General features: G+C 34.9%; 29 protein-coding genes. 20 read left to right on the top strand and 9 right to left on the bottom strand.

Going from position 1 to position 25,310, the window contains the following annotated elements; genetic code table 11:
• Positions 1-2 precede the first annotated feature (2 nt).
• Complete coding sequence (locus QQS35_RS21820) at positions 3-269, top strand: DUF3006 family protein (protein WP_285934371.1); 267 nt, start codon at positions 3-5, stop codon at positions 267-269.
• A 46-nt stretch (positions 270-315) separates the two neighbouring features.
• On the top strand, positions 316-1,110 hold the full coding sequence (locus tag QQS35_RS21825) for a histidinol-phosphatase HisJ family protein (RefSeq protein WP_285934372.1): 795 nt from the start codon (positions 316-318) through the stop codon (positions 1,108-1,110).
• Between the two features lie 50 nt (positions 1,111-1,160).
• On the opposite strand, the gene QQS35_RS21830 is transcribed toward QQS35_RS21825, so the two are convergent.
• The gene (locus QQS35_RS21830) at positions 1,161-2,633 is read right to left on the bottom strand and encodes a potassium/proton antiporter (protein ID WP_407933999.1); all 1,473 of its coding nucleotides are present in this window, start codon (positions 2,631-2,633) and stop codon (positions 1,161-1,163) included.
• A 695-nt stretch (positions 2,634-3,328) separates the two neighbouring features.
• Between QQS35_RS21830 and QQS35_RS21835 the strand changes: the two genes are divergently transcribed.
• Together QQS35_RS21835 and QQS35_RS21840 are read left to right on the top strand one after the other, a co-directional pair.
• Complete coding sequence (locus QQS35_RS21835; RefSeq protein ID WP_285934373.1) at positions 3,329-3,916, top strand: YdcF family protein; 588 nt, start codon at positions 3,329-3,331, stop codon at positions 3,914-3,916.
• 37 nt (positions 3,917-3,953) lie between these two features.
• Positions 3,954-4,361: a GNAT family N-acetyltransferase gene (locus QQS35_RS21840; protein WP_285934374.1), complete on the top strand. Its 408-nt coding sequence runs from the start codon at positions 3,954-3,956 to the stop codon at positions 4,359-4,361.
• Here QQS35_RS21840 and QQS35_RS21845 read toward each other — a convergent pair.
• Entirely contained in the window at positions 4,358-4,861 is a 504-nt protein-coding gene (locus QQS35_RS21845; RefSeq protein ID WP_285934375.1) for a metallophosphoesterase family protein, read from the bottom strand. The genes QQS35_RS21840 and QQS35_RS21845 overlap by 4 nt on opposite strands.
• A gap of 153 nt (positions 4,862-5,014) precedes the next feature.
• Between QQS35_RS21845 and QQS35_RS21850 the strand changes: the two genes are divergently transcribed.
• Together QQS35_RS21850 and QQS35_RS21855 are read left to right on the top strand one after the other, a co-directional pair.
• Positions 5,015-5,716 carry a class I SAM-dependent methyltransferase gene (locus QQS35_RS21850; RefSeq protein ID WP_285934376.1) on the top strand — a complete coding sequence of 234 codons (702 nt, stop codon included), beginning with the start codon at positions 5,015-5,017 and terminating at the stop codon, positions 5,714-5,716.
• A gap of 113 nt (positions 5,717-5,829) precedes the next feature.
• Positions 5,830-6,504: a peptidylprolyl isomerase gene (locus QQS35_RS21855; protein WP_285934378.1), complete on the top strand. Its 675-nt coding sequence runs from the start codon at positions 5,830-5,832 to the stop codon at positions 6,502-6,504.
• Positions 6,505-6,745: 241 nt separating this feature from the next.
• On the opposite strand, the gene QQS35_RS21860 is transcribed toward QQS35_RS21855, so the two are convergent.
• Positions 6,746-7,810: a DmpA family aminopeptidase gene (locus tag QQS35_RS21860; protein WP_285934379.1), complete on the bottom strand. Its 1,065-nt coding sequence runs from the start codon at positions 7,808-7,810 to the stop codon at positions 6,746-6,748.
• 139 nt (positions 7,811-7,949) lie between these two features.
• Between QQS35_RS21860 and QQS35_RS21865 the strand changes: the two genes are divergently transcribed.
• The 3 genes from QQS35_RS21865 (at position 7,950) to QQS35_RS21875 (ending at position 9,081) form a co-directional block, all read left to right on the top strand.
• A complete protein-coding gene (locus tag QQS35_RS21865) occupies positions 7,950-8,090 on the top strand; it encodes a hypothetical protein (RefSeq protein WP_285934380.1) in 141 nt (46 codons plus the stop codon).
• A gap of 42 nt (positions 8,091-8,132) precedes the next feature.
• On the top strand, positions 8,133-8,642 hold the full coding sequence (locus QQS35_RS21870) for a type 1 glutamine amidotransferase domain-containing protein (RefSeq protein WP_285934381.1): 510 nt from the start codon (positions 8,133-8,135) through the stop codon (positions 8,640-8,642).
• 136 nt (positions 8,643-8,778) lie between these two features.
• The gene (locus tag QQS35_RS21875) at positions 8,779-9,081 is read left to right on the top strand and encodes a hypothetical protein (RefSeq protein WP_285934382.1); all 303 of its coding nucleotides are present in this window, start codon (positions 8,779-8,781) and stop codon (positions 9,079-9,081) included.
• 43 nt (positions 9,082-9,124) lie between these two features.
• Here QQS35_RS21875 and QQS35_RS21880 read toward each other — a convergent pair whose 3' ends face one another.
• Together QQS35_RS21880 and QQS35_RS21885 are read right to left on the bottom strand one after the other, a co-directional pair.
• The gene (locus QQS35_RS21880; RefSeq protein WP_285934383.1) at positions 9,125-9,496 is read right to left on the bottom strand and encodes an MFS transporter; all 372 of its coding nucleotides are present in this window, start codon (positions 9,494-9,496) and stop codon (positions 9,125-9,127) included.
• The gene (locus tag QQS35_RS21885) at positions 9,403-9,600 is read right to left on the bottom strand and encodes a hypothetical protein (RefSeq protein ID WP_285934384.1); all 198 of its coding nucleotides are present in this window, start codon (positions 9,598-9,600) and stop codon (positions 9,403-9,405) included. Before QQS35_RS21885 ends, QQS35_RS21880 begins: the two co-directional genes overlap by 94 nt.
• A 337-nt stretch (positions 9,601-9,937) precedes the next feature.
• Here QQS35_RS21885 and QQS35_RS21890 point away from each other — a divergent pair, with 337 nt between their 5' ends.
• The 7 genes from QQS35_RS21890 (at position 9,938) to QQS35_RS21920 (ending at position 16,425) form a co-directional block, all read left to right on the top strand.
• Positions 9,938-11,053, top strand: a complete 1,116-nt coding sequence (locus QQS35_RS21890) for an NAD(P)/FAD-dependent oxidoreductase (RefSeq protein WP_285934385.1) — start codon at positions 9,938-9,940, stop codon at positions 11,051-11,053.
• 280 nt (positions 11,054-11,333) lie between these two features.
• Positions 11,334-11,558, top strand: coding sequence for a DUF1659 domain-containing protein (locus QQS35_RS21895; protein ID WP_285934386.1), 225 nt, complete (start codon positions 11,334-11,336; stop codon positions 11,556-11,558).
• Between the two features lie 35 nt (positions 11,559-11,593).
• A complete protein-coding gene (locus QQS35_RS21900; protein ID WP_285934387.1) occupies positions 11,594-11,806 on the top strand; it encodes a DUF2922 domain-containing protein in 213 nt (70 codons plus the stop codon).
• A 68-nt stretch (positions 11,807-11,874) separates the two neighbouring features.
• The gene (locus QQS35_RS21905) at positions 11,875-12,012 is read left to right on the top strand and encodes a YvrJ family protein (RefSeq protein ID WP_285934388.1); all 138 of its coding nucleotides are present in this window, start codon (positions 11,875-11,877) and stop codon (positions 12,010-12,012) included.
• A 193-nt stretch (positions 12,013-12,205) separates the two neighbouring features.
• A complete protein-coding gene (locus QQS35_RS21910) occupies positions 12,206-14,143 on the top strand; it encodes an SEC-C metal-binding domain-containing protein (protein WP_285934389.1) in 1,938 nt (645 codons plus the stop codon).
• Between the two features lie 148 nt (positions 14,144-14,291).
• Entirely contained in the window at positions 14,292-14,987 is a 696-nt protein-coding gene (locus QQS35_RS21915; protein ID WP_285934390.1) for a hypothetical protein, read from the top strand.
• Positions 14,988-15,168: 181 nt separating this feature from the next.
• Positions 15,169-16,425 carry an MDR family MFS transporter gene (locus tag QQS35_RS21920; RefSeq protein WP_285934391.1) on the top strand — a complete coding sequence of 419 codons (1,257 nt, stop codon included), beginning with the start codon at positions 15,169-15,171 and terminating at the stop codon, positions 16,423-16,425.
• Between the two features lie 225 nt (positions 16,426-16,650).
• Here QQS35_RS21920 and QQS35_RS21925 read toward each other — a convergent pair whose 3' ends face one another.
• A complete protein-coding gene (locus tag QQS35_RS21925; RefSeq protein ID WP_285934392.1) occupies positions 16,651-17,901 on the bottom strand; it encodes a hypothetical protein in 1,251 nt (416 codons plus the stop codon).
• Positions 17,902-18,092: 191 nt separating this feature from the next.
• Between QQS35_RS21925 and QQS35_RS21930 the strand changes: the two genes are divergently transcribed.
• Complete coding sequence (locus QQS35_RS21930; RefSeq protein WP_285934393.1) at positions 18,093-18,698, top strand: YpjP family protein; 606 nt, start codon at positions 18,093-18,095, stop codon at positions 18,696-18,698.
• A 165-nt stretch (positions 18,699-18,863) separates the two neighbouring features.
• Here QQS35_RS21930 and QQS35_RS21935 read toward each other — a convergent pair whose 3' ends face one another.
• The 3 genes from QQS35_RS21935 to QQS35_RS21945 all read right to left on the bottom strand — a co-directional run bounded on the left by QQS35_RS21935 (position 18,864) and on the right by QQS35_RS21945 (position 21,847).
• Entirely contained in the window at positions 18,864-19,862 is a 999-nt protein-coding gene (locus QQS35_RS21935) for a hypothetical protein (protein WP_285934394.1), read from the bottom strand.
• Positions 19,863-20,421: 559 nt separating this feature from the next.
• Positions 20,422-20,898: a GNAT family N-acetyltransferase gene (locus QQS35_RS21940; protein WP_331490917.1), complete on the bottom strand. Its 477-nt coding sequence runs from the start codon at positions 20,896-20,898 to the stop codon at positions 20,422-20,424.
• A gap of 271 nt (positions 20,899-21,169) precedes the next feature.
• The gene (locus QQS35_RS21945) at positions 21,170-21,847 is read right to left on the bottom strand and encodes an NAD(P)H-dependent oxidoreductase (protein WP_285934396.1); all 678 of its coding nucleotides are present in this window, start codon (positions 21,845-21,847) and stop codon (positions 21,170-21,172) included.
• A 213-nt stretch (positions 21,848-22,060) separates the two neighbouring features.
• Between QQS35_RS21945 and QQS35_RS21950 the strand changes: the two genes are divergently transcribed.
• The 3 genes from QQS35_RS21950 to QQS35_RS21960 are packed head-to-tail and all read left to right on the top strand — an operon-like array spanning position 22,061 to position 25,303.
• A complete protein-coding gene (locus QQS35_RS21950) occupies positions 22,061-22,771 on the top strand; it encodes a response regulator transcription factor (RefSeq protein ID WP_285934397.1) in 711 nt (236 codons plus the stop codon).
• Positions 22,768-24,225 carry a sensor histidine kinase gene (locus tag QQS35_RS21955; protein ID WP_285934398.1) on the top strand — a complete coding sequence of 486 codons (1,458 nt, stop codon included), beginning with the start codon at positions 22,768-22,770 and terminating at the stop codon, positions 24,223-24,225. Before QQS35_RS21950 ends, QQS35_RS21955 begins: the two co-directional genes overlap by 4 nt.
• A gap of 10 nt (positions 24,226-24,235) precedes the next feature.
• Positions 24,236-25,303: a LolA family protein gene (locus QQS35_RS21960; protein WP_285934399.1), complete on the top strand. Its 1,068-nt coding sequence runs from the start codon at positions 24,236-24,238 to the stop codon at positions 25,301-25,303.
• Positions 25,304-25,310 lie beyond the last annotated feature (7 nt).

Below are 25,310 nucleotides of genomic sequence, written 5' to 3' on the forward strand. Positions count from 1 at the left end.
TAATGAAAGGCTTTTTAGATCGAATAGAAAATGACCGACATGCTGTAATCATTGTTGAGGAGATAAACCAACAATTCGTGATAGCGAAAAATCATTTGCCAAGTGGTAGTCAAATCCATGACTGGTTTGAACTTTCTGAAAAAGATGGTGATATCATAAATATAAGCTTAGACAGAAAAACTACAGAAATTCAGAAAAATAAAACAGAAAACCTAATCAATCGAGTTAGAACCAAAAATAAAGGTAGTAAATTTAAAAAACGTGGTTGAAAAACAGTTAATTATACTAAGCAGGTGTTAATAAGGGGGAAACAAGATGTATGTCATGGATTATCATCACCATACAGATAATTCCTTTGATTCAAAAGCAGATATGTTTGAAGTTTGTGAAATGTCAATTCAAAGAGGTATCAATGAAATTTGTTTTACCGAGCACTTTTCTGTAAATCCAATAGCCCCTACATATGGGCATATGGACTTTAAAAGATATTTCAATCAAATTAAAGCATGCCGTGATAAGTTCCAAGAGGACTTGATCATTAGAGCAGGGATTGAACTGTGTGAACCACACTTGCTGAAAACTGAATATGAACAAGCTTTAGATGGATTAGAATTTGATTTTATTCTTGGTTCTGTTCATAATATTGCAAATGAAAAACTAAGAATTTATTTAAAAAATAAAGAAGTTTATGCTTTGTATAAAGATTATTTTGACGAAGTTTACGCTCTTGTAAATGACGCTGATATAGATGTTATTGCACATTTTGATTTAATGAAACGTTATGCTATAGGCCCGATTGGTAACTATCCTTTTGGGGACTTTAAATCTAGTATTGCAAGTATTTTAGAAAAGGCAATTGATAGAGGAATAGGTATCGAAATTAATACTTCGGGATTAAACAATACGAAACTGGGAGAGACTTTTCCTTCCTTTGATGTAGTTAAGTTGTACCGTGACCTAGGTGGAGTAATACTTACAATCGGATCTGATTCACATCATGCCAAAACTGTCGGTGCTCATTTCAAACAAGCACTTGAGATGGCAAAACAAGCAGGTTTTACCCACATTTATACATTTGACAAAAGAGAATCTAAACCTATTAAAATATAGAAAAATGACAAGTACCTTCTGTCAATTATCAGGGTGGTACCTGTCATTTTTTACACTCCCTTTTCACCTTGTTTTGTCATAAAAGCATGGTTAACTTGCTTTCTCTTTGATTTTGGTGCTAATACATAGAGTATATCGCCTTCGAGTATTTCTGTATTTCCAGTAGGAGTTAGCACTTGGTCTGCTCGGATGATAGCGGTAATTAATGTGTGTTTGGGTAACTTTATTTCTAATAACGTCTTATTTATTACTACGCTGTTCTCTTTAACTTGTATCTCAATTATTTCTGAAGAAGATTGTCCCATCGATACTAATTCAAGTGAGTGCGGAGATGTCAGTTTTTCACCACCTGAAAGTCCTAAAATACTAGCAAGTGGAGAGATAGAGATACCTTGTATTAATGCAGAAGTTAACACAACGAAAAAAACTACATTAAAAATCAACTGACTATTTTCGATTCCAGCGAGCATTGGATAGGTTGCCAGTACAATAGGAACTGCACCCTTTAAACCCGCACTGGAAATGAAAATCTTGTCTTTCAATGTGAATCCCATCTTGAAGGTACTTAAGAATACACCGATTGGTCGAGCAATAAGCATAAGCATTAAAGAAAGTAGGACACCCTGCCAAAAAATTTCGGATAATTGACTTGGGAAGACTAATAATCCTAATAGAATAAACATTAAAATTTGCATCATCCAAGCAAATCCTTCATTAAAACGGAAGATGGAGTGTCGGAAAGTTAAATCAGCATTGCCGACGAGTAATGCCATTGTGTACACAGCTAGAAATCCACTACCATTAAATAGTGAAGTAAAACTATAAGTTGATATCGCAAATGCTAATGCCAATATTGGGTATAGTCCTGAAGAATCCAGGTTTATTTTATTAATACTCCAAACCGTAAGTTTACCCATAAGTAGCCCCGTGATTAATCCAAATCCCATTTGCCAAAAAAAGCTTAATGAAATACTAAGTATATTTGAATCGGGGTTTTGTATTAAGGTAATAAAAGCTATTGTTAAAAAAACGGCCATTGGATCATTTGTACCTGACTCGGCTTCTAATGTAGATACTAGTCTTCTTTTTATATTTTTAGTTCCAATTACAGCAAAAACAGCTGCTGCATCGGTTGAGCCTACAATTGCTCCAAATAGCATGCCTTCCAACCAAGATACGTCTAGAATCATTTTTGCACAAATTCCGATAATTAAAGTTGTAAACAATACCCCAATGGTTGCTAGTGAGATAGAAGGCTTAATTACAGTTTTTAAATCTTTCCAACTACTTTGCATACCACCTTCAAATAGAATCACAATTAATGCTAAAATGCCAAATAATTGTGTGAGTGATGCATTGTCAAAATAGATGAAATTAGATAGTATCATACCAACAATGATATAAAAAACAAGTGAAGGTAAACCAAGTCGAGCAGAGAACTTCGTTGTTAAGACACCAACAATGAGTAATATTGCAACAAGTAAAATTGTGTTATTTATTGAGTTGTTAATTATTGTAAACATATATTCCACCACCTATTCTAACTATGCTAAAATGAATAATTAATAAAAGTATATTTTATACAGGAATGCAGTTTGACTAAATAAATATAAAGTCTGCGCTAAGTACTATGTTGATTTCCGCTCGGGGCAGTCGCACACCTTAGGGCACGGACTTCAGCTAACTCAGAAGAAGAACACTTCTGAGTGGATCTTCAGCTCGTGGGACTGCGATTACTCGCCCCACCCTAAAACATTTGCTGTTTCCGTAGGAGTCGACTACCCTATGCTCCAATCAACAATCTAATGTGAGTAGTTGTTTTTTGATTTACTGACGTTATAGAAAAAGTACTATAACTTTACTAGGCTAAAGAAATACCCTACGCTCTTGAACGACTCACCTCTCTCATGAATTTAATAACTATACTGAGCGGAGAAAAAATGCGAGACTCCAGTGGGAAAATAACAGTCTGAAGGCCCCGCAGGGAGCGTTCTTTGCGAGCGAGGAGACTGAAGCGTTCCCCACGGAAAGCGAGTTTTTTTCTAAAGCGGCGTAATTACCACTCAACTAGAAAAAATGCAAAAAGTTAAGAATATTTAGTGCAGACTTTTTATCAACTGCGCAATTAAAGACTTACGAAAAGGTATATTTAATCATTATTATATCAAAATACAATTTATTTTCAGAAGATCTTGCCTAGGATAGGGGTGGTAATAGCATGGAATATAGAAAACCACGATTCGAATTTAGAAAAATAGTTTTATTTTTAATTATATTAATGATTCTATGGTTCGTTGTTCATTCAATTGTCATTGTCGCAGATGGTCTAAACGATAATTTAAATGAAACAGATGTAGGTGTTGTACTAGGAAATAAAGTGGAATTAGATGGACAACCTTCTGATAGATTAAGAGCTAGATTAGATAAAGCAATAGATCTATATTTGGAAAATTATATTTCACATGTAATCGTAAGTGGTGGTGTTGGAAAAGAAGGCTTTGATGAAGCAGAAGTGATGAAAAATTACTTAGTAAATGAAGGTATTCCAACAGAAAACATTACGACGGATAGTGACGGTTATAACACATTAATGACAGCGGAAAATGCCAATAAAATTATGTATCAATTGGAATTGGATACAGTAACAGTTATTACACAATATCATCATATTACAAGGTCGAAACTAGCTTTTGAAAAACAAGGATTCGAAACTGTATATGGAGCACATGCCGAAATATTTCAGATGAGAGACTTTTATTCTATTTTTAGAGAATTTTTTGCATTTTATAAGTACTTATTTTATTAATTTAAATGAATGAGAAATTGTATATGGAGGATGTTAAATGAATTGGTATAAGGGTAATTATGTCATTAGTGATAATAAAGATTTGATTGATGTGGCTTTTGTTCATCAGCTTCTTTCCAATACCTATTGGGCTGCTGATCGAACGATAGAAACGATTCAAAAAAGTATCGAGAATTCCCTAGCTTTTGGTTTATATAATGAAAACAAACAAATTGGATTTGCACGAGTAGTGACAGATACGGTAGTGTTTTCATGGGTTTTAGATGTCGCAATTTTAGAAAGCTATCGTGGGAGCGGGCTAGGTAAATGGTTGATAAGTTGTCTCTTAGAGCATCCAGATATTAAAAATACGAATATTGCTCTAGCAACAAAGGATGCGCATGACTTTTACCGCAGCTTTCAATTCGATTTAAGTGAGTGCATGCGCAGGCCAAAGAGTAGCTAAATCGAGGATTTATTTGAAAAAAACATGTGTTTTAGCACTACTTTTTCTTCTATTTCGATAAGGCCATAGGAATACTGTTCTTGCCTGCGCTTGTCTGTTGGTGAGCCTGGATTAAATAATAGGATATCATCAACGACCTTTAACACGGGAATATGTGAATGACCGAAAACTATGATATCCACATCGTCGAAAGCAAATGCATCTAGTGCTCTTTTTTCAGTAGTTTTCGACTTTCCATCCCCATGGATTAAGCCTATGGAAACGTTGTGAAAATCAAATATTTTCTTTTTTCCCAATTGGTTGTGAAGTTTATCGTTATCAACATTTCCAGCAACGCCTTCTACAGGTGCTAACACACTTACCTCTTCCCAAACCTCTTCCGTTTGCCAATCTCCAGCATGAAGAATAAGATCAACATTTATTAAGTCTTCGATTAACTTTTTAGGAAGCTGCTTGGCCCGTTTAGGCATGTGTGTATCGGCAATAACTGCAATTTTCATGAACAACCCTCCTTATTTTTCCTTAGTAGCTTACCCTTCTATTATCAAATGTTTTATGGGAAATTAACAGGGGTTGTTTGAATGCGATAAGTAATATATGATAGAAAAAATTCAAAGTATTATCATGAAAATTTTAACTAGGGGGAATGGGATATGTCAAACACACATTGGCAAAGGCAAGATATTACGAATCATTATCTTGAACAGGTTCGAGGTGCCGTTCCGTTTGGCGCTGCACAAACAAATATGATGCTACAAGTAGTGAATCATTTTCAACCAACACCTACTAGAATAATGGATTTAGGTTGTGGCAATGGCATCTTGGCGGAAGTGTTACTTCAAACGTATCCAGAATCCACTGCTATTCTTGTGGATCATTCCGAACCCATGGTCGAAGCTGCACGTCTACATATGGAACCATACAAACAGCGCTGTGAGATATTTCATGGTGACCTTTATCAATCGATTAAACAGTTTGCTAATCCAAACTCTGTTGATTGTATCATTTCTGGATATGCTATTCATCATCTTAGTCATCAAAGAAAAAAAGAATTATATAAGGAAATATATGACTTGTTAGCCCCTGGGGGCCTCTTCATCAATGTTGAGCATACAGCATCTGCCACACCAGAGCTTGAAAGGTTACATGACGAACTTTTTATTAGTCATCTAGCAACCCATAATAAGCAAGATAGAGAAGAAGTTGCCACTGCATATTTTCAACGACCGGATAAGGATGATAACATTCTTGAAAAAGTTGATATCCAAGTGGATTGGTTGCGTAAGATTGGGTTTAACCATGCTGATTGCTATTTTAAATGGATGGAACTAGCTGTTTTTGGTGGAGTTAAATAAAAGGATTCTTAAAAAATTAATGGTAGGATTTAAATCTTATCCTATGGTAAAATACACTCGTAAACCTTGTCAAAATATATCAAGTATCATAGATCGTTATCAGGAGGAGAAAAATGAACCAATATAAAGGATTTATTTTCGTTTTCAGTCTGCTCATCTTACTTACGCTCGCGGCTTGTGGAACAGATACTGAAGATGAACAATCAGCAGAACCTGATGTAGCAGAAGAGCAAGAACAACAATCAAACGAAGTACCCAAGATTACAGTTGAAGAAAATCCAATCGTAACGATTACCATGGAAAATGGTAAAGAGATTCAAATCGAGCTATACCCGGAAGTTGCTCCAAATACAGTTAGTAATTTTGTATCTTTAGTAGAAGATGGCTTTTATGATGGGTTAATCTTCCATCGCGTTATTCCTGGGTTTATGATTCAAGGTGGAGACCCTCAAGGGAATGGTTCAGGTGGACCTGGTTATTCCATACCAGGTGAGTTTAGCTCTAATGGCTATGAAAATGATTTAGTCCATGAGCGTGGGGTTATCTCAATGGCACGCTCCCAATCCCCGGATTCAGCTGGTTCACAATTTTTTATTATGACAGAAGCGGCGACGCATCTTGATGGAGAATATGCTGCCTTCGGAAAAATAATCGAAGGAATGGATGTAGTCGATGAAATCGTTGCTGTTGAAGCAAAGAATGATAAACCATTAGAAGACCAAAAGATGAAAACAGTAACGGTTGATACAAAAGGGTATGACTATCCGGATCCAGTGGTAACTGAATAAACGAATTATATATGAAAAATGGTATTGAGAGATTTAACTCAATACCATTTTTAAAAGGCTAAGAAAGTATATAGATTCGGAGACTAGCTCCAGCGCCTACCCGAGTCAAACATCTTTGTGGTAAGAAGACAAGATAGATGTTCATCATAATTGCTCTAGGTTGAGCACAAAGGAATACTTCATAGAAAGACATCACAGAAACAAGTTTTTTTATTGTTTCGAAGTCGCATGCGCTTTATATTTATTTTAATTTAATGTTAAATTTTTCTAGTAAATCTTTTAAAGTAGGTCTTTGATTACCATCTCTACCTATTACAGGGGTTGCAGTAACTAGCGCGTTTAGAACAGCTTCTTCGGTTGCCTCTCCAACAGCTCGAAATGCTAAATCGATATCTTCGTCATGAACCATCGTTGTAGATAGGACTTGTTTTGTGTTTTCGTGAGGGATTTTTGTTGCAGTAGTGAACCCGATAGCAATTTCTCCACTACCATTGGTAATTATCGAACCAGTTCGTGATAGTCCTGTTACGGTTCTTTTCAGGATTCGATTTAATTGCTCTTCCGAAACAGGTAAATCAGTTGCAACAATCATCATAATCGATCCCTTATCTTTTTCCTCCTCTGACTGCAATATCGCTTCTTTTAAGTTCATTCCAATAGCATTTCCGTCAATGGTTAAGTCACTTAGAATTCCAAAATTAGCTAATACTAAAACGCCGATGGTATAGGTGCCGTGATCCATACTCATTAGTCTAGAAGCTGTACCGATCCCGCCTTTTAAGGAATAACATAACATGCCCCGACCAGCTCCGACTGCACCTTCCTTAAACATCGTGGATGCATTTTCAATTGCTTGCCATACATGTTCTTTTGTAATAGATCGTGACCGAATATCATTGAGAAACATATCATTGCACTCACCTATAATAGGATTCACTGTACCAGTCGTACGGCCTATTTCGGGGTTCCTCTTAAGCATGTATTCGATTAATCCATCAGCAGTAGCACCAATACTTAACGTATTTGTTAACATGATAGGAGTTTCAAGTGTACCTAACTCACTGATTTGAATTATTCCCATCGTTTTTCCGAAACCGTTTATGACGTGACTAGATGCGATAAGTTTCTCTTTAAATAGGTTACCTTGATGAGGTAGAATCGCAGTTACACCAGTTTGAATATTTTGTTCGCTTATTGTTACATGACCGACTGTCACACCTTCTACGTCTGTAATTGCGTTATGAAGCCCTGGTTGCAACTGCCCAATCGTAACGCCATAATCCCTAAGTCTTTTTTGATTGTACATAAGTTCACCTTTCATCAATGCTGATTTATTTTAAAAATATTTTACCATAACCAAGTTATAGATTATAAGACATGTTTTAGATGTTCGATTTTTGGTTAAACCAAAAGTAGAAGGAAACTAAAAGAATAGTGGTGATTCCATGGAAGAAATAGAAGAACAGCGATTCTGCAATCAGTGTAGAAGAAAAACAAATCATATTGTAAGTGAAGATGCATTAGCAATTGTTTATAAATGTAAAGAATGTAATAGTGAAGAAGAAGTAGTAAAAACATTTTTTTAAAAAAGAATTAAAAATTGATTTTTGAGTTTAGGAGGACCCGAGATGGCAGATGTAGCATTTCTTTTAGCAGATCAATTTGAGGACTCTGAAATGGATAACCCTTATAAAGCGTTAGAAGAAGCGGGACACACAATAACGATAATTGGATTAGAAAATGGCGAGGCATTAATTGGTAAACATGGTTCAACATATATTACTGACTTCGCAGCTTCTGAAGCTAAGGGTACTAGTTTTGACGCAGTAATAATTCCAGGTGGTGGGGCCCCAGAAACACTACGTGTAAATGATGACGTCATACGACTTGTGACTGAAGTAAACGAACAAAAAAAACTAATTGCTGGTATTTGTCACGGACCACAGGTCATGATTAGTGCAGATATCTTAAAAGATAGAAATGCAACATGTTTTGTAGGGATTAGAGACGATATCAAACTTGCAGGTGCAACCTACCAAGATCAAGAAGTAGTGGTAAGTGAAAATATAATTACCGCACGTACTCCAAAAGATGAACCCGCTTTTATTAAAGAAATTTTAAAAAGATTAAATAAATAGAATTGATGGAAGTAAATTGAAATGGCACACTCTTATTCATGTAGAGTGTGCCATTTTTGGTACTTATAGTAGTTGTCAGATAACCAATGGTATGGGAAAATATAGTAAATTACTAATCTGTAAAGGATCGATTTAGATGGAAGAAACTTCAACTATAAAAAAATTTCTATTTAACTCAAAAGAATTTAAAAAAACAAAAACTGCCATTTCAACTATTTACTCAATTTTATTATTTGTCATACAAATTCTATTTAGTGGGAAAGTAATGATTATTGCTTTACAACTAACAATGATTACTTTCTTTTTTTGGTCCTTAACGAAGATAATATTTTATAACATGGCGGAAAACAAAAAACTTGGTATAACAGATGTAGGGTTGATGATTATCTCGATAGTAGCACTAGTGATTATTAACAATATGCTTCTTCCAATGATATAAACATTTATTGATGGATTATCTGTGTTGCATTTTCAAGGACTGCTTACTTTTTTAGTGATAAACGGTATGTTGAAAATATGAGAAAAGAAGCTAATAAAGTAATACCTGCCATAATACGATACATATTCAGTGACCCAAGTTGTTCGAATATAGCGCCGCCTACTGTCCCTCCAAAAGCTCCTCCTAAACCGAAACAAACTGATGTTAACAACGTTTGCCCTGTGCTACGTATGTGATTTGGAATGAAACTTACTGCTGTCTGTAAAGCAATCAGCCAGAATAGTCCAAAAGTGTGACCTTGTGATAATTGCATGAGTGTAATTACGAATGGTGAATCGATGAAACCGTACATTGACCAACGAATTGTATAAAGAATCGCAATGATTCCAAGCAATAATAAATGATTATATTCCATAGAAAATACAAGATAATAAGTAGTCCTTTAATCGTTTTGTATTTACCACTTAAAAAACCTACAAACCGCTGGGCAATAATACTAATCATAGGTGCAACTCCCATGATTGTGCCAATTTCTACAGACGAAAAATTTTGATTATGTAAAAATAACGGAAGGGAAGAATAATTCCTTTTCCACTTGCATGAAACAAAGTAAGCGCTTTTAAAAATGAAATCTGTTTACTTAATTTGATAAAAGCTTCCCCTCTCTAGTTTGTAATTATTTAAATGTATCATAGACACAAGCTCTGCATTAAGTAATATGCTTCTTTTGTTTAATCTTAGAATCACATCTATTAGATGATTGATTTATGATTGATTGAGTCCTATTCTTTTATCATGTAGAATTATAAAAGTAACAAGCCATGATGCTTGTTGAATTAGAAATGAGGCTGTACACATGGGTTCATATATTATTGTTGGAGCAGGTATTCTTGGTGCTTCGACTGCATACCACTTGGCAAAGCTAGGTGAAACGGTAGCAATTATAGATCGCAAAGATTTAGGACAAGCGACAGAAGCGGCAGCAGGAATTATTTGTCCGTGGCTTACGAATCGGCGGAATAAAGCATGGTATCGTCTTGTTGAAAATGGAGCTAAGTATTATCCCAAGCTAATTCGAGAATTAGAGGAGGCTGGTGAGAAAGATACTGGATACGCTAATGTTGGTGCAATAAATATATTTGATACAGATGAGAAATTAGATAAAAAGATGGAGACTGCTTTAAAACGAAAAGAAAACACACCTGAAATGGGTGAAATTACTAGATTGACTCCCGCCGAGACAAAAGCACTGTTTCCTCCGTTATCAGAGGAGTTTGGTGCAGTTCATATCGGTGGTGCGGCTCGGGTAAACGGTGCTTCATTACGTGATGCACTTATAAGGGCATCTGAAAAATATGGAGCCAAAATCGAACGTGGTAATGCATCGCTCCTGTTTGAGGAATCACAGGTAATGGGCGTGTGTGTTAACGGAAAAAACTTATTTGCTGATCAGGTAATTGTAACTGCTGGTGCATGGGCACATCAATTGTTAGCACCACTTGGAATGCAGTTTCAAGTTACGTCCCAAAAAGCACAAATCATTCATTTGCAAATACCAAATACAGATACGAGTGCTTGGCCTGTCGTTATGCCACCCTATAATCAATACATGCTAACCTTTGAAGGGGGAAAGGTAGTTATTGGCACTACACATGAAGATAATGCAGGGTTTGATTATCGTGTAACTATGGGTGGGGTTCATGGGATTCTGGATAAAGCATTACGAGTAGCTCCAGGTTTAGCTACATCTACGTATGCGGAAACAAAAGTTGGTTTTCGCCCATTCACTCCTGGTTTTCTACCTGTTATTGGCCCTGTACCACATACAACAGGGTTAATTGTTGCAAATGGACTGGGGGCTTCGGGATTAACGAGTGGTCCATACTTAGGCAGGGAGCTTGCTAATATTGCGATTGGACAAGCAACAGAACTTGACTTGAAAGACTATGATGTGAATTACGCGTTTGTATAATAAAAATTCTAGGCGAATGATGCCTAGAGTTTTTTATTGTCTGAGTCAATTTCATAATTACCTTATTCAGTCACCTACAACAATACATAGTTGTAGGTGACGACAAAATTGGTATTATGAAATTGATTAGTCTAGGAAATTATATAATCTACTGAACGTAGATAACACGCAGAAACAGTCACTTCCAACTCTTGCGCCTACCACCGAAAGTTTTTTAATAAAAGTTAGACACCTATCTTTTCATTTTGATCGATTATAAATGTGAAAGGAGGTGGATGACATGGCAGTAGCACAAACAATTGATTCAAGACTTCAATTAGCTTTCGAGAACGGGGTTGATTTAGAAAATGGAAAAGTGATTATCAAGAATAAAAGTTTTAATAACATTAAGGTTTCCGCAACTCCAGACCAGCTATTAGCAGTTACAACAGCATTAGTACCATTGCAACAACTTACCCTTTATTCAGTGAAACGCAATGACACAGAGTTAATTACTGTTGAGTAAAGTGTAAGCTAAGATTCAAGGAGGAGGTGAACAAATTGAAAACGTTAGAGCTTAAATTTTTAAATGAAGAAGAAAAGATAGTTACATTATCTTTAGATAATCCAGTTGAACCTGCTGATTCAGCAGCTATTGAACAAGCAATGGATGAAATAATTGCACAAAATGCTTTCTTTTCTTCAGGTGGTGACTTAGTAAGTAAAAAGAGTGCCAGAATCGTGGAACGTAATGTATTTGATATAGAAGTTTAATCTAGGAGGGGCGATCAATCTGTCGTCCCTTTTTAAATAGAAAAAACTGTTAGAAAGGAGGGCCAAACGTGGAGGAAACATGGTTATCATTAATTACTGACGTTGGATTCCCTGTGGCTGTAACCTTTTATTTGTTACATCGGATTGAAGGAAAACTAAACACATTAATCGAATCCATTATTTCCTTACCTGAAAAATTAAAGTAGAATAGTAGTGGCCCAACGGTGACGGAGGTGCCACTCTTTTTTTCTGTATCTAGATTGCTCAGACTCCTTTATAAGCAGGTATTCATAGGTTAAATGTAGAAAAGAAAAGTTAGGTGTACTAATTATGCCCTTGCTACACACTTTTAAAAAATTAATATAGTAAAATAAAAAAATGAGAAAGGTTGGGGGATAAATGAGTATAGGACGTAATGACCCTTGTCCATGCGGCAGCGGCAAAAAACATAAAAAATGTTGTATGAATAATATTGTATCTTTAGATAGTGTGATTACTAGTGAATTAGACCAACTACAACAGGAACTTTTTTTCTATGCAGAACATAATTATGAAGTTGAACTTTCTGAAATAATTTCCGATCTGCTTGGGGAGACAGATATACGAGACAAAGATGGTGAAGAAGAGCTTACTTTTGTATTGTTTCTTATGTGGGTTATTTTTCAAGTGGAGATTGACGATAGTACGATTGTTAATGATTTTATTAAAGAAAAAGAAAATAAAAAATCAGTCAGGCCATCTGTTTTTAAACATTTAGAGCATTGGAAGGGAACACCTCCCACATTTTCAGTTATTAGGGATGTTCTAAGCAAGTCCTCTATAGAGGTAGAGGATTTATTTACAAAGGAAGTAAAAAAAGTCCACCACTTTGGAGAACATTTAGAGTTAGAAAAGAATGGTTTGTTATTAGGATTTATGGTTCCTTATGGAGAATTTCACACTTATTTGCCACTTTTTCTTGATTTCTCAGCTGAACAAGCTGAAGATATCATAGAAATGGTAGAAGATAGTTTTCAAGAAAGTGAGTTTATAGATCCAAACGAATATATGGTTCACACATTTCCAGATTATGTGAAGCTATTTATCACAGGAGAAGATAATATTGGTTTCACGCAACTTGAATGGAGCAATCCATTCCATAAGATGGTAGCTGACATATTTGAAAAGCGAGTGAATGAAGAGAATAATTATCCAAATGAATATACGGAAACAGGAATAATGTTGTGGTACTTATATTGTCAAAAAGAAGATCCAGTTTTCCGTAAGCCCGCAGTTTATGCAGCCGCACTTCATTACTTTGCGGATACGAATTTTCCGCTCTTGGAGATGTACACACAAAAAGAACTAGCAGAAAGTTATCAAGTAGCTGTTACTTCACTTTCTAAAGCATACCGGAAATTGGAAGATGGTTTAACCGAGGAAATGGATCAATTAGACGTATATCTGAACCAAATGGAGGAAGAAGAAGAACCTTTTGAAAGAATGTCTATAGAGAAAACGATGCGCCAAGCAACGGAAGCGATACAAGATAAAGAGTTTGATTCTATCGAAGAACTAGACAAGTATGTAAAGGAAGTGATTAATCAACCAGAACTCAAAAATAATGTTCAACGTTCCAAGCGAGAACAGGCACAAGATTTAATCTATCAAGCATATGAAACGACCAATAAGGAAAACAGAATTAGGTTAGCAAAGCAGGCATTAAATCAATATCCTAATACTCCTGACGCGTATAATATACTAGGTGATATAGAATCAAATCCAATAAAAGCCCTGCAAAAATATAAAACTGGTATGGAAGTTGGCGAACAAGATCTTGGTAAAAAGTTCTTTGAGAGAAATGAAGGAATGTTTTGGGGGCTTGTTGAAACACGTCCATATATGAGAGCTAAATATAATTACGCAGTAACTTTAATGGAAATTAGTGATTTTGAAAAAGCTATCAAGCAGATGGAAGAGTTGATAGAACTAAATGAAAATGATAACCAAGGGATAAGAGACATTCTTTTTTTAGCTTATGTAGGTACAAAAAAGTTTCAGTTAGCAAAGAATTTGTTAGATAAATTTTCAGAAGATTTCATGGCATCCGGTGCTTATAACAATGTTTTAATTGAATACTTGTTAAATGGAATTACATCTAAATTGAACAAGCTTTTGAAACAAGCAAAGAATGTAAATCCACATGTAATCAAATATCTGATTGGAAGTACTAAAGTTCCTAATAAGGTTCCTGAATATTACAAGCCTGGTGACAAAAATGAAGCTGCGATGTACGTATTGGAATCTCACTTTCTATGGAAGCAGGAGAAGGAATTAATGGAGTGGTTGAAAAAATAATAGTAGAGAAGAAGAGGCTATTTTGAGATTGAATAAATACGTAATGATGTGAAATAGATATCTCCTGTTTACTGAATCGCATGTTGATCATCAACGTGCGATTTAACTTTGCTAGCAGTGGTGTATTCGTAAAGGGTGGTTTCTTGTAATGACGTTGCGCTTAACAATACTTATACATGTGATTCAAGGATTAGATCTCTCAAAGCTCCTAGGTTTTTTTAGATACGTTCAATTGTTAGAATTTAAGAAAGACACTATTGAAGGTGAGGGGATTAATATGAAAACACATAATTTTTTAGATCAATTTTATACGTACGATGCAGAGACGGGAAAATATATTATTGAAATAGCGTTAAATGATTATGATGATATATTCAATAGTTGGGATTCCTCTGTATATAATATCAGAGATCTAGACTCTAGCCTCAAATCCTTTTTGGAGGAATGTTCCGCTGATATTGCAAAGAGTAAAGATATTATTTTGCGATTTAATATAAAGAATCAGATAAAAGATATGGAAAGAGAAAAGAAAATTGAACAAGGAATTAGGAATTATTTTAATTATTGTAAATATATAACTAAAAATCAATTTTCCTTCAGAAGAAAAAGATCATTTTTTTATATTTTAGCTTCTTTATTTTTTACGATTGTGTCTTACTTTTTGCAAAATATTGTTGATAACGAATTCGTCAAAGAGATTGTTTTATTGGGTTTAACAGTTGGTGGTTGGGTGTTTTTATGGGAAGCATTTTCATTACTTTTCATTCAGAGTATTGATCTCTCAAAGAAAAAGAAACAATATAAAAGGATTTTAGCAGCACCAATTAAGTTCAAGTATGATTGACAGGCAAAAAAAATTTTTAGTCAGAGTAAGCGAAAAAGAACCTTTAACTAACAGAATGGTAGAAGGAAACTCGACTTTCTAGGGAAAATGCTAAGAATTCCGCTTAAGAAACTTCCATTTAATTCCTAGAAGTTATATAATATTCTCTCAGTCTACTTGTAGAAGAGAGAAGGAAAGAAGAATGAGGTTTCGAGATTTTCATAAAAATGTTCAAATTCGAATTATTGAATCATTTATAAGTCGCTTCGTGGGGAGTATGATTTTTCCGTTTATGGCAATTTACTTAGCCTATCATTTTGGGGCTAAGGTTGCTGGATTTTTGTTGATTGTAAATGTATTAGTTGGTATAGGAGTAAATTTTATTGGTGGCTATTTTGCTGATCAATTTGGTCGAAGGAAAATAATGTTATTCGCAGAAGTGTTGCGATTTATGGCGTTTGTTACGATGATGATTTGTAATTCGCCATGGTTTGAATCTTCCTTAGTTACCTTCTTCATGATGACCGTTAATAGTGTCTGTTGGGCATTAGCGGGTCCAGCAAATCAAGCAATGCTAATTGATGTGAGTAGACCAGAACAACGGAAATTAATGTACTCCATTATGTACTGGGCAAATAACCTGTCAATCGCAATTGGAGGAATAATTGGTGCATTTTTATATCAAGACTATTTATTTGAACTTTTTATAATACTTAGTATTGTTGGGGCAGTAGTTGTATTTCTTATCGCAGCATTTATTCAAGAAAGCTATATTCCTAATACTCAAACAAATTTAAAAGTATATCAACATGTGTTGCGAATATTTACTAGTTACCAAAGCGTGTTACAGGATCGATTGTTTGTTCTTTTCGTAATCGCCGGTGTACTGGTGATGTCGATGGAGTTTCAGCTAACAAATTATATTGGTATTCGTCTCAGTGATGAAATGCCCACTCAACAATTTTTATTCTGGGAAATTGATGGTGTAAAAATGATGGGATTTTTGCGTAGTGAAAATACTATTCTTGTTGCATTGATGGCATTGTTTGTCACAAAAGTATCACGTAGATTTAAAGACAGATCAATGCTAGTTATGAGTTGTTTTTTGTTTACTTGTGGCTATGCAGTAATCTCCTACTCGAATAGTATATGGCTGCTATTTTTGACTATGGTGATTTTAACTATTGGAGAAGTGTTTCGTGTACCAGTAGAACAAGCGTATATGGCAGCAATTCCTCCGGATGATGCAAGAAGTTCTTATATGGCATTTAATGGATTAAAGTTCAACTTGGGTATGTTAATTGCATCGGTTACTGTAACAGTAGGGTCCTTCCTTTCTTCATTAACGATGTCCATTATTATTACATGTGTAGGATTGATGGGTACGTGGATTTATTTTGTTATTACACCACAATTGGATAGAAGAAAAGCAGAAGCAGAACTAAAACAAGCTAGCTAAAATGAATAGTGACAGATCCTTTTATATGAGTGAAGGAAACTGTTACTTTGCTTTCTCGTCGATTTATAAAAAGGTCATTTTAGTAGCTGAAAAAGTAAAAGATGTCTAGCTTCATCGCCTCCCCCGTCTGAAATCTTAAGACGAACATCTTTATGGTAAAGTGCCTCACATAGATGTTCGTCTTTATTGCCCCTGGGTGAGCAAGGCGCCCCGAGCTTTTCTTAGTTAAATTGTCCATTCACCACTTACAAGTGCAACCAATTGTAACGTGCCATGTTCTCCCTTTTCTAGTACTACATATAAACTAGACCAATCCATATGACTATTTGCTTTTGTTCCTGTATTATGAAATTCAACAACGTGAGAGTTTGGAAACTTATCCTTTATATTGTTGACCGTATTTCCCCGTTGTTTGATGTTATTAATGAGTATTTTGTCTGGATTGGTAAAATCCTTGTACCGTTCAAAATATTCTCTAGCAGTTGATTCCATTGGTTTACCGCTTCCGTCTTCAACTCCCCATCGATAGACAGTATTGTTACTATAAAGATTAGTCACTGTTTCTTTTTCGAATCTGACTGCATTGTCTTCTATATATTGATAAGGGGAAATTAGTAATCCTTTTTCAGAATGAACAAACGTTGAAACTTTGGCTAGGTTTTCATTAGCCAATGCCTCTACAATTTCAATCGACATGTTTTTAATACCAGTTAAGTCAACTGGATCACCATTTTCAGTTTGTGACATCATTACTTGTCCGGAAAGCTTATCTACACTGTACCATGTTTCTTTTTTATCGTTGGTTACTTTGTAAACATATCTATTATTTTGCTCGTGAGAGAAAGATACTTCTACCTCTTCAGAAGTGAAATTAAGAACTGTTGTTTTTGCATTTTCTTTTGAGATTTCTCCAAGATCTTCACTTTTTACTGACTGAACAATCCAGTTATCCCCATTATAAATTAATTCAAAAATAAGGTTTCGATGGCCTATTAATTCATTACTTTGCTCCTGTGTAACGTGATAAGTTTTGTTATCTATTTGTTCAAGTTGAAAGGATTTACTTGAATCTAACCATGATGGTGCCTCCGTAGCAAGTAACTGTAGTTGACCATTATCCATTCGATAGAAATCATTGATAAAACTAGTTGCTAGTTCTTTAGACATAATTGTCTGATAGTGATTAGATAATTCCTCCTTTGTATCATAGTTGTTTACATTTCCATTTGTTGTCTCAACAGAAAAAGTTTCTTTATAAGTTGATAATATGTCCTGTGCTTTTTCTTTTGTTAAGTTTGGGATACTTGTTTCATCTTCATTAGTTTGTTCGCTATTTGAGTTAGAATCTGTTGATTGATCTTGATTGTTGTTTTTATCTTCTTGTGTTTCAGTATTATTTTCTGAAGGTGACTCCTCTTGATTACAACCAACAAGAACAAGACTTGTTATTGTAAGGAAACATATTAAAATTCTCATTTCAATTTCTCCTTTCTTAAGTCCTTCTATAATACTGTTCACGTAAAAATCGAATAAAAAACATGATGAGTATTAAAGTTAGTAAAAAGTATGAAAAAATATTACGCTTACATTAAATATTTAATAGAAATATAGACTTTTAAAATTATCGTGGTAAAATCTATATAAGTACATAATAGGGAGTAATTTATATGAAAATGTGGATTAAAAAAATATCCGTTATCCTAATAACATTTATGACTTTAGGGGTCTACATCCCACCAACATATTTGAATACAAATGCGCAAAGCGATGAATTTTTTTCTGAAAACGCGGATTTAAATGATGATCAGTTAATACCAATTGCGGAGCTTGAAACAGAAGAAGAATCAGTTGTAGAAGATTTAGATTCGACCGAATACTTAACCAGTATAATTGTGGAACAAGCTAAAAACCAAACAATTTCAAAATTAGGTCCAAGAATTATAAGTAGAATAGAAGCTGATTTTACATCAAACATTCTATCAAATATGGAAGAAGTCGTTTCGATGATATTAGCTGATGTAGGTGAAGATGAGTTTCAATATTATGGAATCACTGAAGAACCTTCACCTGGATATGGAGAAAAGATTTTTAATTTATATAATTATCGTAGTAACCAAGATATTGCAAAGTTTCATGTTAGACGCGATAATCGACCTGGCGAAGGGTATTGGTTCAATTTTCATTATCACTTAAGTAACGATGGTTTTGAAGAACATTATGCAATAGGTGAAATATATTGGTCCAAAGACACACCTCCAAGATGGATGGCTTAAACTGCATTAATGAGAGGAAACCAGACTTTAATTAGCCTGGTTTTTTTAATTGCTGAATTTTTGTAGATGAGAGAAGGGAGAAGAAAAGTAGTTAGTCTCACCACAAATAAAAAAAGCAGTTAATCAATTGAAAATCGGCTAACTGCTTTTTAAGTATGGCATAGATTATTGAACTTCTGTAGTGCCTGTAACTTCTCCATCAATTACTGCTGTAGCTTCTACATCTGCATCGGCGAAGTAAAGGTTACCGTCAATTGTAGCAGAAGCATCTAAAGTAAATCCGTTCGCTTCAACGTAAACGTCACCAGCTAATGTACCACCTTGTAATTTTAAGTTTTCACTTTGAACCGTTAATTTAGGAACAGTGATTGTAAATGATTCTGTGATGTTGCGATCTTCATCCTGTGTATAAGGAGCAATTTTACGATAAATATCGTTAGCTTCGTCCCCTTTGTCATGAAATTCTCCAGCAACAACAACATCTTCCTTAATTGTTACGTCACCAAGCGTAGCAATAATCCAAGTTCCGTTTTCACTAACAGCGTTAACGAAAGCATCAGCATCATTTACGAGAGAAGCAGTAGTTACAACATCAGCTTCACCTTCTGCAGCTGCAACTTCATTGGCACCAGTTACCGTACCATCAATAACAGCAGTGGCTTGAACATCTTCGCTTGCGAAGTAAAGGTTACCGTCAATTGTAGCAGAAGCATCTAAAGTAAATCCGTTCGCTTCAACGTAAACATCACCAGCTAATGTACCACCTTGTAATTTTAAATTTTCACTTTGAACCGTTAATTTAGGAACAGTGATTGTGAATGATTCTGTGATGTTGTGATCTTCATCCTGTGTATAAGGAGCAATTTTACGATAAATATCGTTAGCTTCGTCCCCTTTGTCATGGAATTCGCCAGCAACAACGACATCTTCTTCAATTGTTACGTCACCAAGCGTAGCGATAATCCAAGTTCCATTTTCACTAACAGCGTTAACGAAAGCATCAGCATCATTTACGAGAGAAGCAGTAGTTACAACATCAGCTTCACCTTCTTCTGCTGTTGCATCATCTTCAGTTGTTTCTTCATTAGAAGCTTGATCATCAGATCCACAAGCAGCTAGTAACCCTACGACTAAAATTGACAATAAAAATAATCTAAATTTCATCTTTGTTTCCCCCTAAAGTTGTTGTTTAATTAATGTGATTCATTTCACAATTAAATAATAACATAAAAAATATACTTATAAAGATACAAAGTGTGTATATTTTGTGAAAAAATGAGCAAGGGTGTTTTTTGTAAGTTAAATAGGAGGGATTTTGGATTTGGTTATTTGTAACGTTACTTAATTATTGGTACGATATATTGTTCATATAATCGGATGTTTATATAAATTGTCACAAGATGGTTTGAGAATCCAAGGTTTTGTCCAATAAAAGCTACAAAAAAGAAACATAGTCAAAATAGAGCATGTTTCTTTTTATTAAATAATTATTCAATTACATTAATCGTTGTTGTTTAGAAAAATCAGGGTATGTCTCTCGTGACATCCGCTCACCATTAAAATAGTGAACTTCCCAAGTGAAAGTAAAGGTGATTGCTCACTAGCATGGAGACGATTCAGTTGCTACCGGTTCGCTCGTTGTTCCTTTTCAGACCCGTGTGTCCAACACGACAACCCTCCCAACTATAAATCGTTCAATCTGCTTGAGGCAACGTTCTGTTGATTAAAGGTGTTTAACAAAAACTACTCGGTCGTTGCCCTCGCCATCGTAGTTAGAATGTACATCTAATCCATTTATATTTTGATCACCAAGGAGGATACTAAAGCCTGTTTTCATATGGTATTCGATTGACTTTTTATTGATTGGGGAAGTAATGCAATGAACTGTTTTAACACGATACTTCTCTACAGTTTGAAAAAAATGAGTATAAAGTTCACTTGCTAATCCAGCTCTGCGATAATTTGGATCAATTCCAATAAAATGAATATAAGCACTATGTACATTGGATTGGGATAGAAATCCAATTAAGAAGCCTATAATTTCACCTTGTTTTTCAATGACAAAACTAGTATTTTGAAAATGTTCAAATAGAAATCGGGGTAAGAGGTGAGACATTTTTCTACCATCCCACCAATTATCAACTAGTGGTAATATGCGCTGGAAATCTTGCGTGTCTAAATTTCTGATATGCAAATTCATCCCTCCAAGATTCTATTTACTTCTATTAATCTGGTTTGTTCAAATGTTAACTTATATATGTCTGGCATATCAAGTTTGCACAATAATGGATAACCGTATTGACTATCAAAATTATGCATGATTAAGACCTTTTCCATGTGTCCCTATTACAAATTTTCCGAACGAGAAAGCCCACTCCTTTAGGTGCAAGGAATCCCTGATAATGGGTTCCTTGCACCATTTCATTCTGTGATAAAATTTGGTACAATTTCATGTCGCTACTCATGTAGGCTTATTCTACCCATTTAATAATGTCCTCAAAAGATCTACGTGTTTTTGGATTTGGTTCGTTTACTCGATAACCAAAAGCAACCATCACTGAAATACTAAAATGACCACCCTCTAACAATCCTTCTTCTTCTAATAGCTGATTCATTTCTTCTATATTAAATCCTTCAATTGGACAAGAATCAATTTCAATTTGAGCAGCTGCTGTCATCATATTCGCTAAAGCAATATAGCTTTGTTTACAGGCCCAATCATAGAGGGGACGCTCACCTTCAAGTAATTTGAAATCTTCTCGTTGAAACTCCTCAATTCGTTCTAGAAACTTTGGCAAGAATTCTTCGGGAATATGTGTAACATTTTTAAATTGATCTTGTAAATAGTCTGAATCAAACTTTGTATCTACTTTTGTTCGAGCTAAAATAATAACAAAGTGGCTTGCGTCAGGAAGCTTGCCATGAGCACCCCAGGATGTTTGTTTTATTTTTTCTCTGAGGGTAGGGTTTTGCACAACAACAAAGCGCCATGGTTCAAATCCAAAGGAACTTGGAGAAAGACGGCCTGTTTCTAAAATAAAACGAAAGTCATTATCTGTTATTTTTTTGTCGGGGTCAAATGCCTTAGTCGAATGTCTGAAATGAAAGGCATCAAGAATTTCTTGCTTTAACTTTTCTTTATCACGCATTATGAGTCACTCCTATTCACCTTATATTCTAACAAATTAACATATTAAGCCAATAAATTCATGGAATTAGTATTGACCAATTGCATAATTGTATTAGAATTTTGATGATACCAACTAAAAATTTGTTGAGCTACAAAATATAAAGTAATTATAAATTATTTAAATCCCTACATAGATTACACTTATAATAGATGATGAAAGAAGGTTGAAGCGATGTCCGATCAAGAAAAAATTTTAATTGTTGAAGATGACCATGAGATAGCACGCATTATGTTAGATTATTTGCGTAAAGAGGGCTATTTACCTTCATGGGCATCTACTGGTCTAGAAGGGTGGGAAGATTTTAAACAAGCTAATTTTGATCTTATTTTAGTAGATTTAATGTTGCCGGAAATGGATGGTTTTACACTTTGTAAAAAAATTCGTTTAGAAAGCAACGTTCCAATTCTAATAGTCAGCGCTAGGCAAGAACAAGAGCATAAAGTGCAAGGGCTGGATTTAGGGGCTGACGATTATTTAACTAAGCCTTTTAGTCTAGAAGAATTAAACGCACGAATTAGTTCTCACCTACGGAGATATCGTAGATACCTGCAAAAAGAGGAAGCAACTAACAAACAAATGTATCCAGCGGGACTAGAGATAGACTTTACGAATAAGATTACCTATCTTGGTGGTCAACCTCTTATGTTAGCTGCAAAGGAAATAGAGTTATTGCTCTTATTAGCGAGAAACCCATTACAGACATTTTCCAAGTCAGAGTTGTATCAACATGTCTGGCAACAAGAGGACGTAGACGGGAATAATACAGTTACTGTCCATATTAAGAGTTTACGTGCAAAACTAAACGATCAGACGCGAGCAGCAAAGTACATACAAACTGTATGGGGTGTTGGTTATCGATTCATTGGGGATCCAATGCGATGAAAATTAAATATTGGCTAATCATTAGCTATTTTGTCGTTATCATTTTACCCTTAATTGCTCTCTATTTTCTATATATTAATATCAATTATTTTGATGAAAAACAAGATGTGAAAGAATTTATTGAAGCAAGTAGCTTAGTTAAAGAATTGGAACCATATTTAACAGAACCTGGATTCTACCAAATACAATCTTCAGACCATTACGATACAATTGCAAATTTAGCAAATGATTCACTGAAAATCACTTTATACAGAAGTGATGGTACAACACTTTATTCAACATTAGAGGATATAAATTCACAGCGTTTAATTCAAGTAAATAGGATGCACTTATATAAAAACTTAAATGAACTACAAAAAAACGCACGGACCTATTCTATTAAGAAAGCAGTTTTTGATAATCAAGAACTAGTTGGAATATTTGAGATAACTATAGGTAGAGAAGACTGGGTTGAGGGTGTTAATAATCGTACATTCATTGCGGGTATCATATTGGTTGGTTTTATTATTGCTTTATATATCGTTGTTATCGTGTTGTTACATCGAAAATTAAATAGACCTTTAAAACTATTACAATCAGAAATGACTGCATTTGCCCAAGGCAAACAGGTGAAGGATGATATTTACCAGGCAAACGATGAAATTGGTGAATTAATTAAACATTTCTATCATATGAAGACACAAATAGAAGAAACTAGAAAAGCATTAGTGAACCAACAGCAAGAAAAACATTACATTATTGCAGCCTTGTCACATGATCTCAAGACACCACTCACAGTTATACAAGCGTATGCAGAAGCATTAATTACTGGAAAGGATTTATCTAATCAGGAAAAAGGTGAATATTCTAGCATTTTATTTAACAAATTAGACTACATGAAACAACTTTTAGATGATTTAACTATTTTTACAAAACTAGAATCAAATCATGAACCAACGGAGTTTGTAGAAGTAGATGGAGAAGAATTTTTTGATATGCTTTTATCTGGATATGATGAGCCTTGTGCAAAACAGAGTGTTATTTTAAAAACGGAAGCATGTATAAAACAAAACTATCAGGTGAATGTTGGTCAACTGACTCGAGTTGTAGACAATTTAATGGCTAACAGTATTCGTCATACAGAAACAGGTAAAATGATAGGTTTAGCTGCAATTGCAAGTGATTGTAGATTGCCGGAATGGGTCTTTGCCCCTTTTCATGATAGTTTACAAACCTTTCGTAATGAGGGGACTATTATTATTATTCAAAATGAGGGACGAGCAATCCCCGCAGACCAGCAAAAACGTATTTTTTTACCATTTGTTCAAGTGGAAGATGCAAGAGCGAGTGGAGGAAGCTCAGGTCTTGGATTGAGTATCGCCAAAAGACTGATTGAAAACCATGGTGGAGATATAATGCTATGGTCACGTGATGGTTATGGAACACTAGTTGCATTTAGGATAAAAGAGAGGTAGAGGAGAAAAGATGAAGCAATTAATCAAATGGAGCCTATTAGGAGTATTTTTGTTGCTTATTTCGGCTTGTGGGGAGGAAGTATCCGTGTCATCTGAAGAGATTTTTTCGAATATAATAGAAACTGACGATCAACCGATTTCATATTACGGTGAAGGAAAGATAACTGTTTATCAGGATGATGGAGTATCGGAATCGATTTTATTTACGGAATATGCAGGAACAAATGGGGAAAAGAAAATGATTACGATTGAAGAGAAATCCGGTATAAAATCTACTGCAGTAATTAATCAAGATATACTGGTAAACTATCAAGAAGGTAGCGAAACAGCTCAACAAATTGATTTAACTGGTACAGAATCACCTTTAACATTCACACAAAAAGAACAGTTCAGTAACATGCTAGATATGATGCAGGATTCTCATTCTCTAGAAATGATGGGGGAAGAGGAAGTAATGGAATTGGATACGTATCATATCAAACTTACTGCTGATTCTAAAAGTTCTCTACTTGGTGATATGGAATTTTGGGTAGATCAAAAGACATGGTTTATTGTTAAGGCAAATTCAGCTTCCGGAGAGATTCGTACTGAAACAGAATATACAACGATTGAATTTAATCCTAGTTTTGAGGAAGATACATTTACACTGGATTTACCAGAAGGTGTAGAGATGGAAGCATTGGATGATAATATACCTGAACCAGGTACGATAGAAGAAGCAGTAGAAGCACTTGGTGCGGATTTCCTAGTTATCGATGAAGAGCAACAACAATTAGACCGTATCGAGATTCATGAGTTTGATGGTGAACTTAACCGTACAGAAGTAACTCTCTATTATGTAAATGAAGAGATTCCATCTTTTTCTGTTAGTGTATTTCCTACCCCTCAAGGAGAAGGGATGGAATTGAATAATGATGCTCAGCTACGAGGATTAAATGCTGAGTTAATGGAAGAAATTCGTAACATTAGTTGGGATGAACAAGGATTGCGTTATTCAGTAATGATTGATCACCCAGATATAACGATGGAAGAAATCAAAAAGATACTAGAAAAGATGAAACTAAGCTCAGAATTGTAGGTGGAGA

The organism is Aquibacillus rhizosphaerae (genome assembly GCF_030282825.1).
In the GTDB taxonomy this organism is placed as follows: Bacteria; Bacillota; Bacilli; order Bacillales; family Amphibacillaceae; genus Aquibacillus_C; species Aquibacillus_C rhizosphaerae.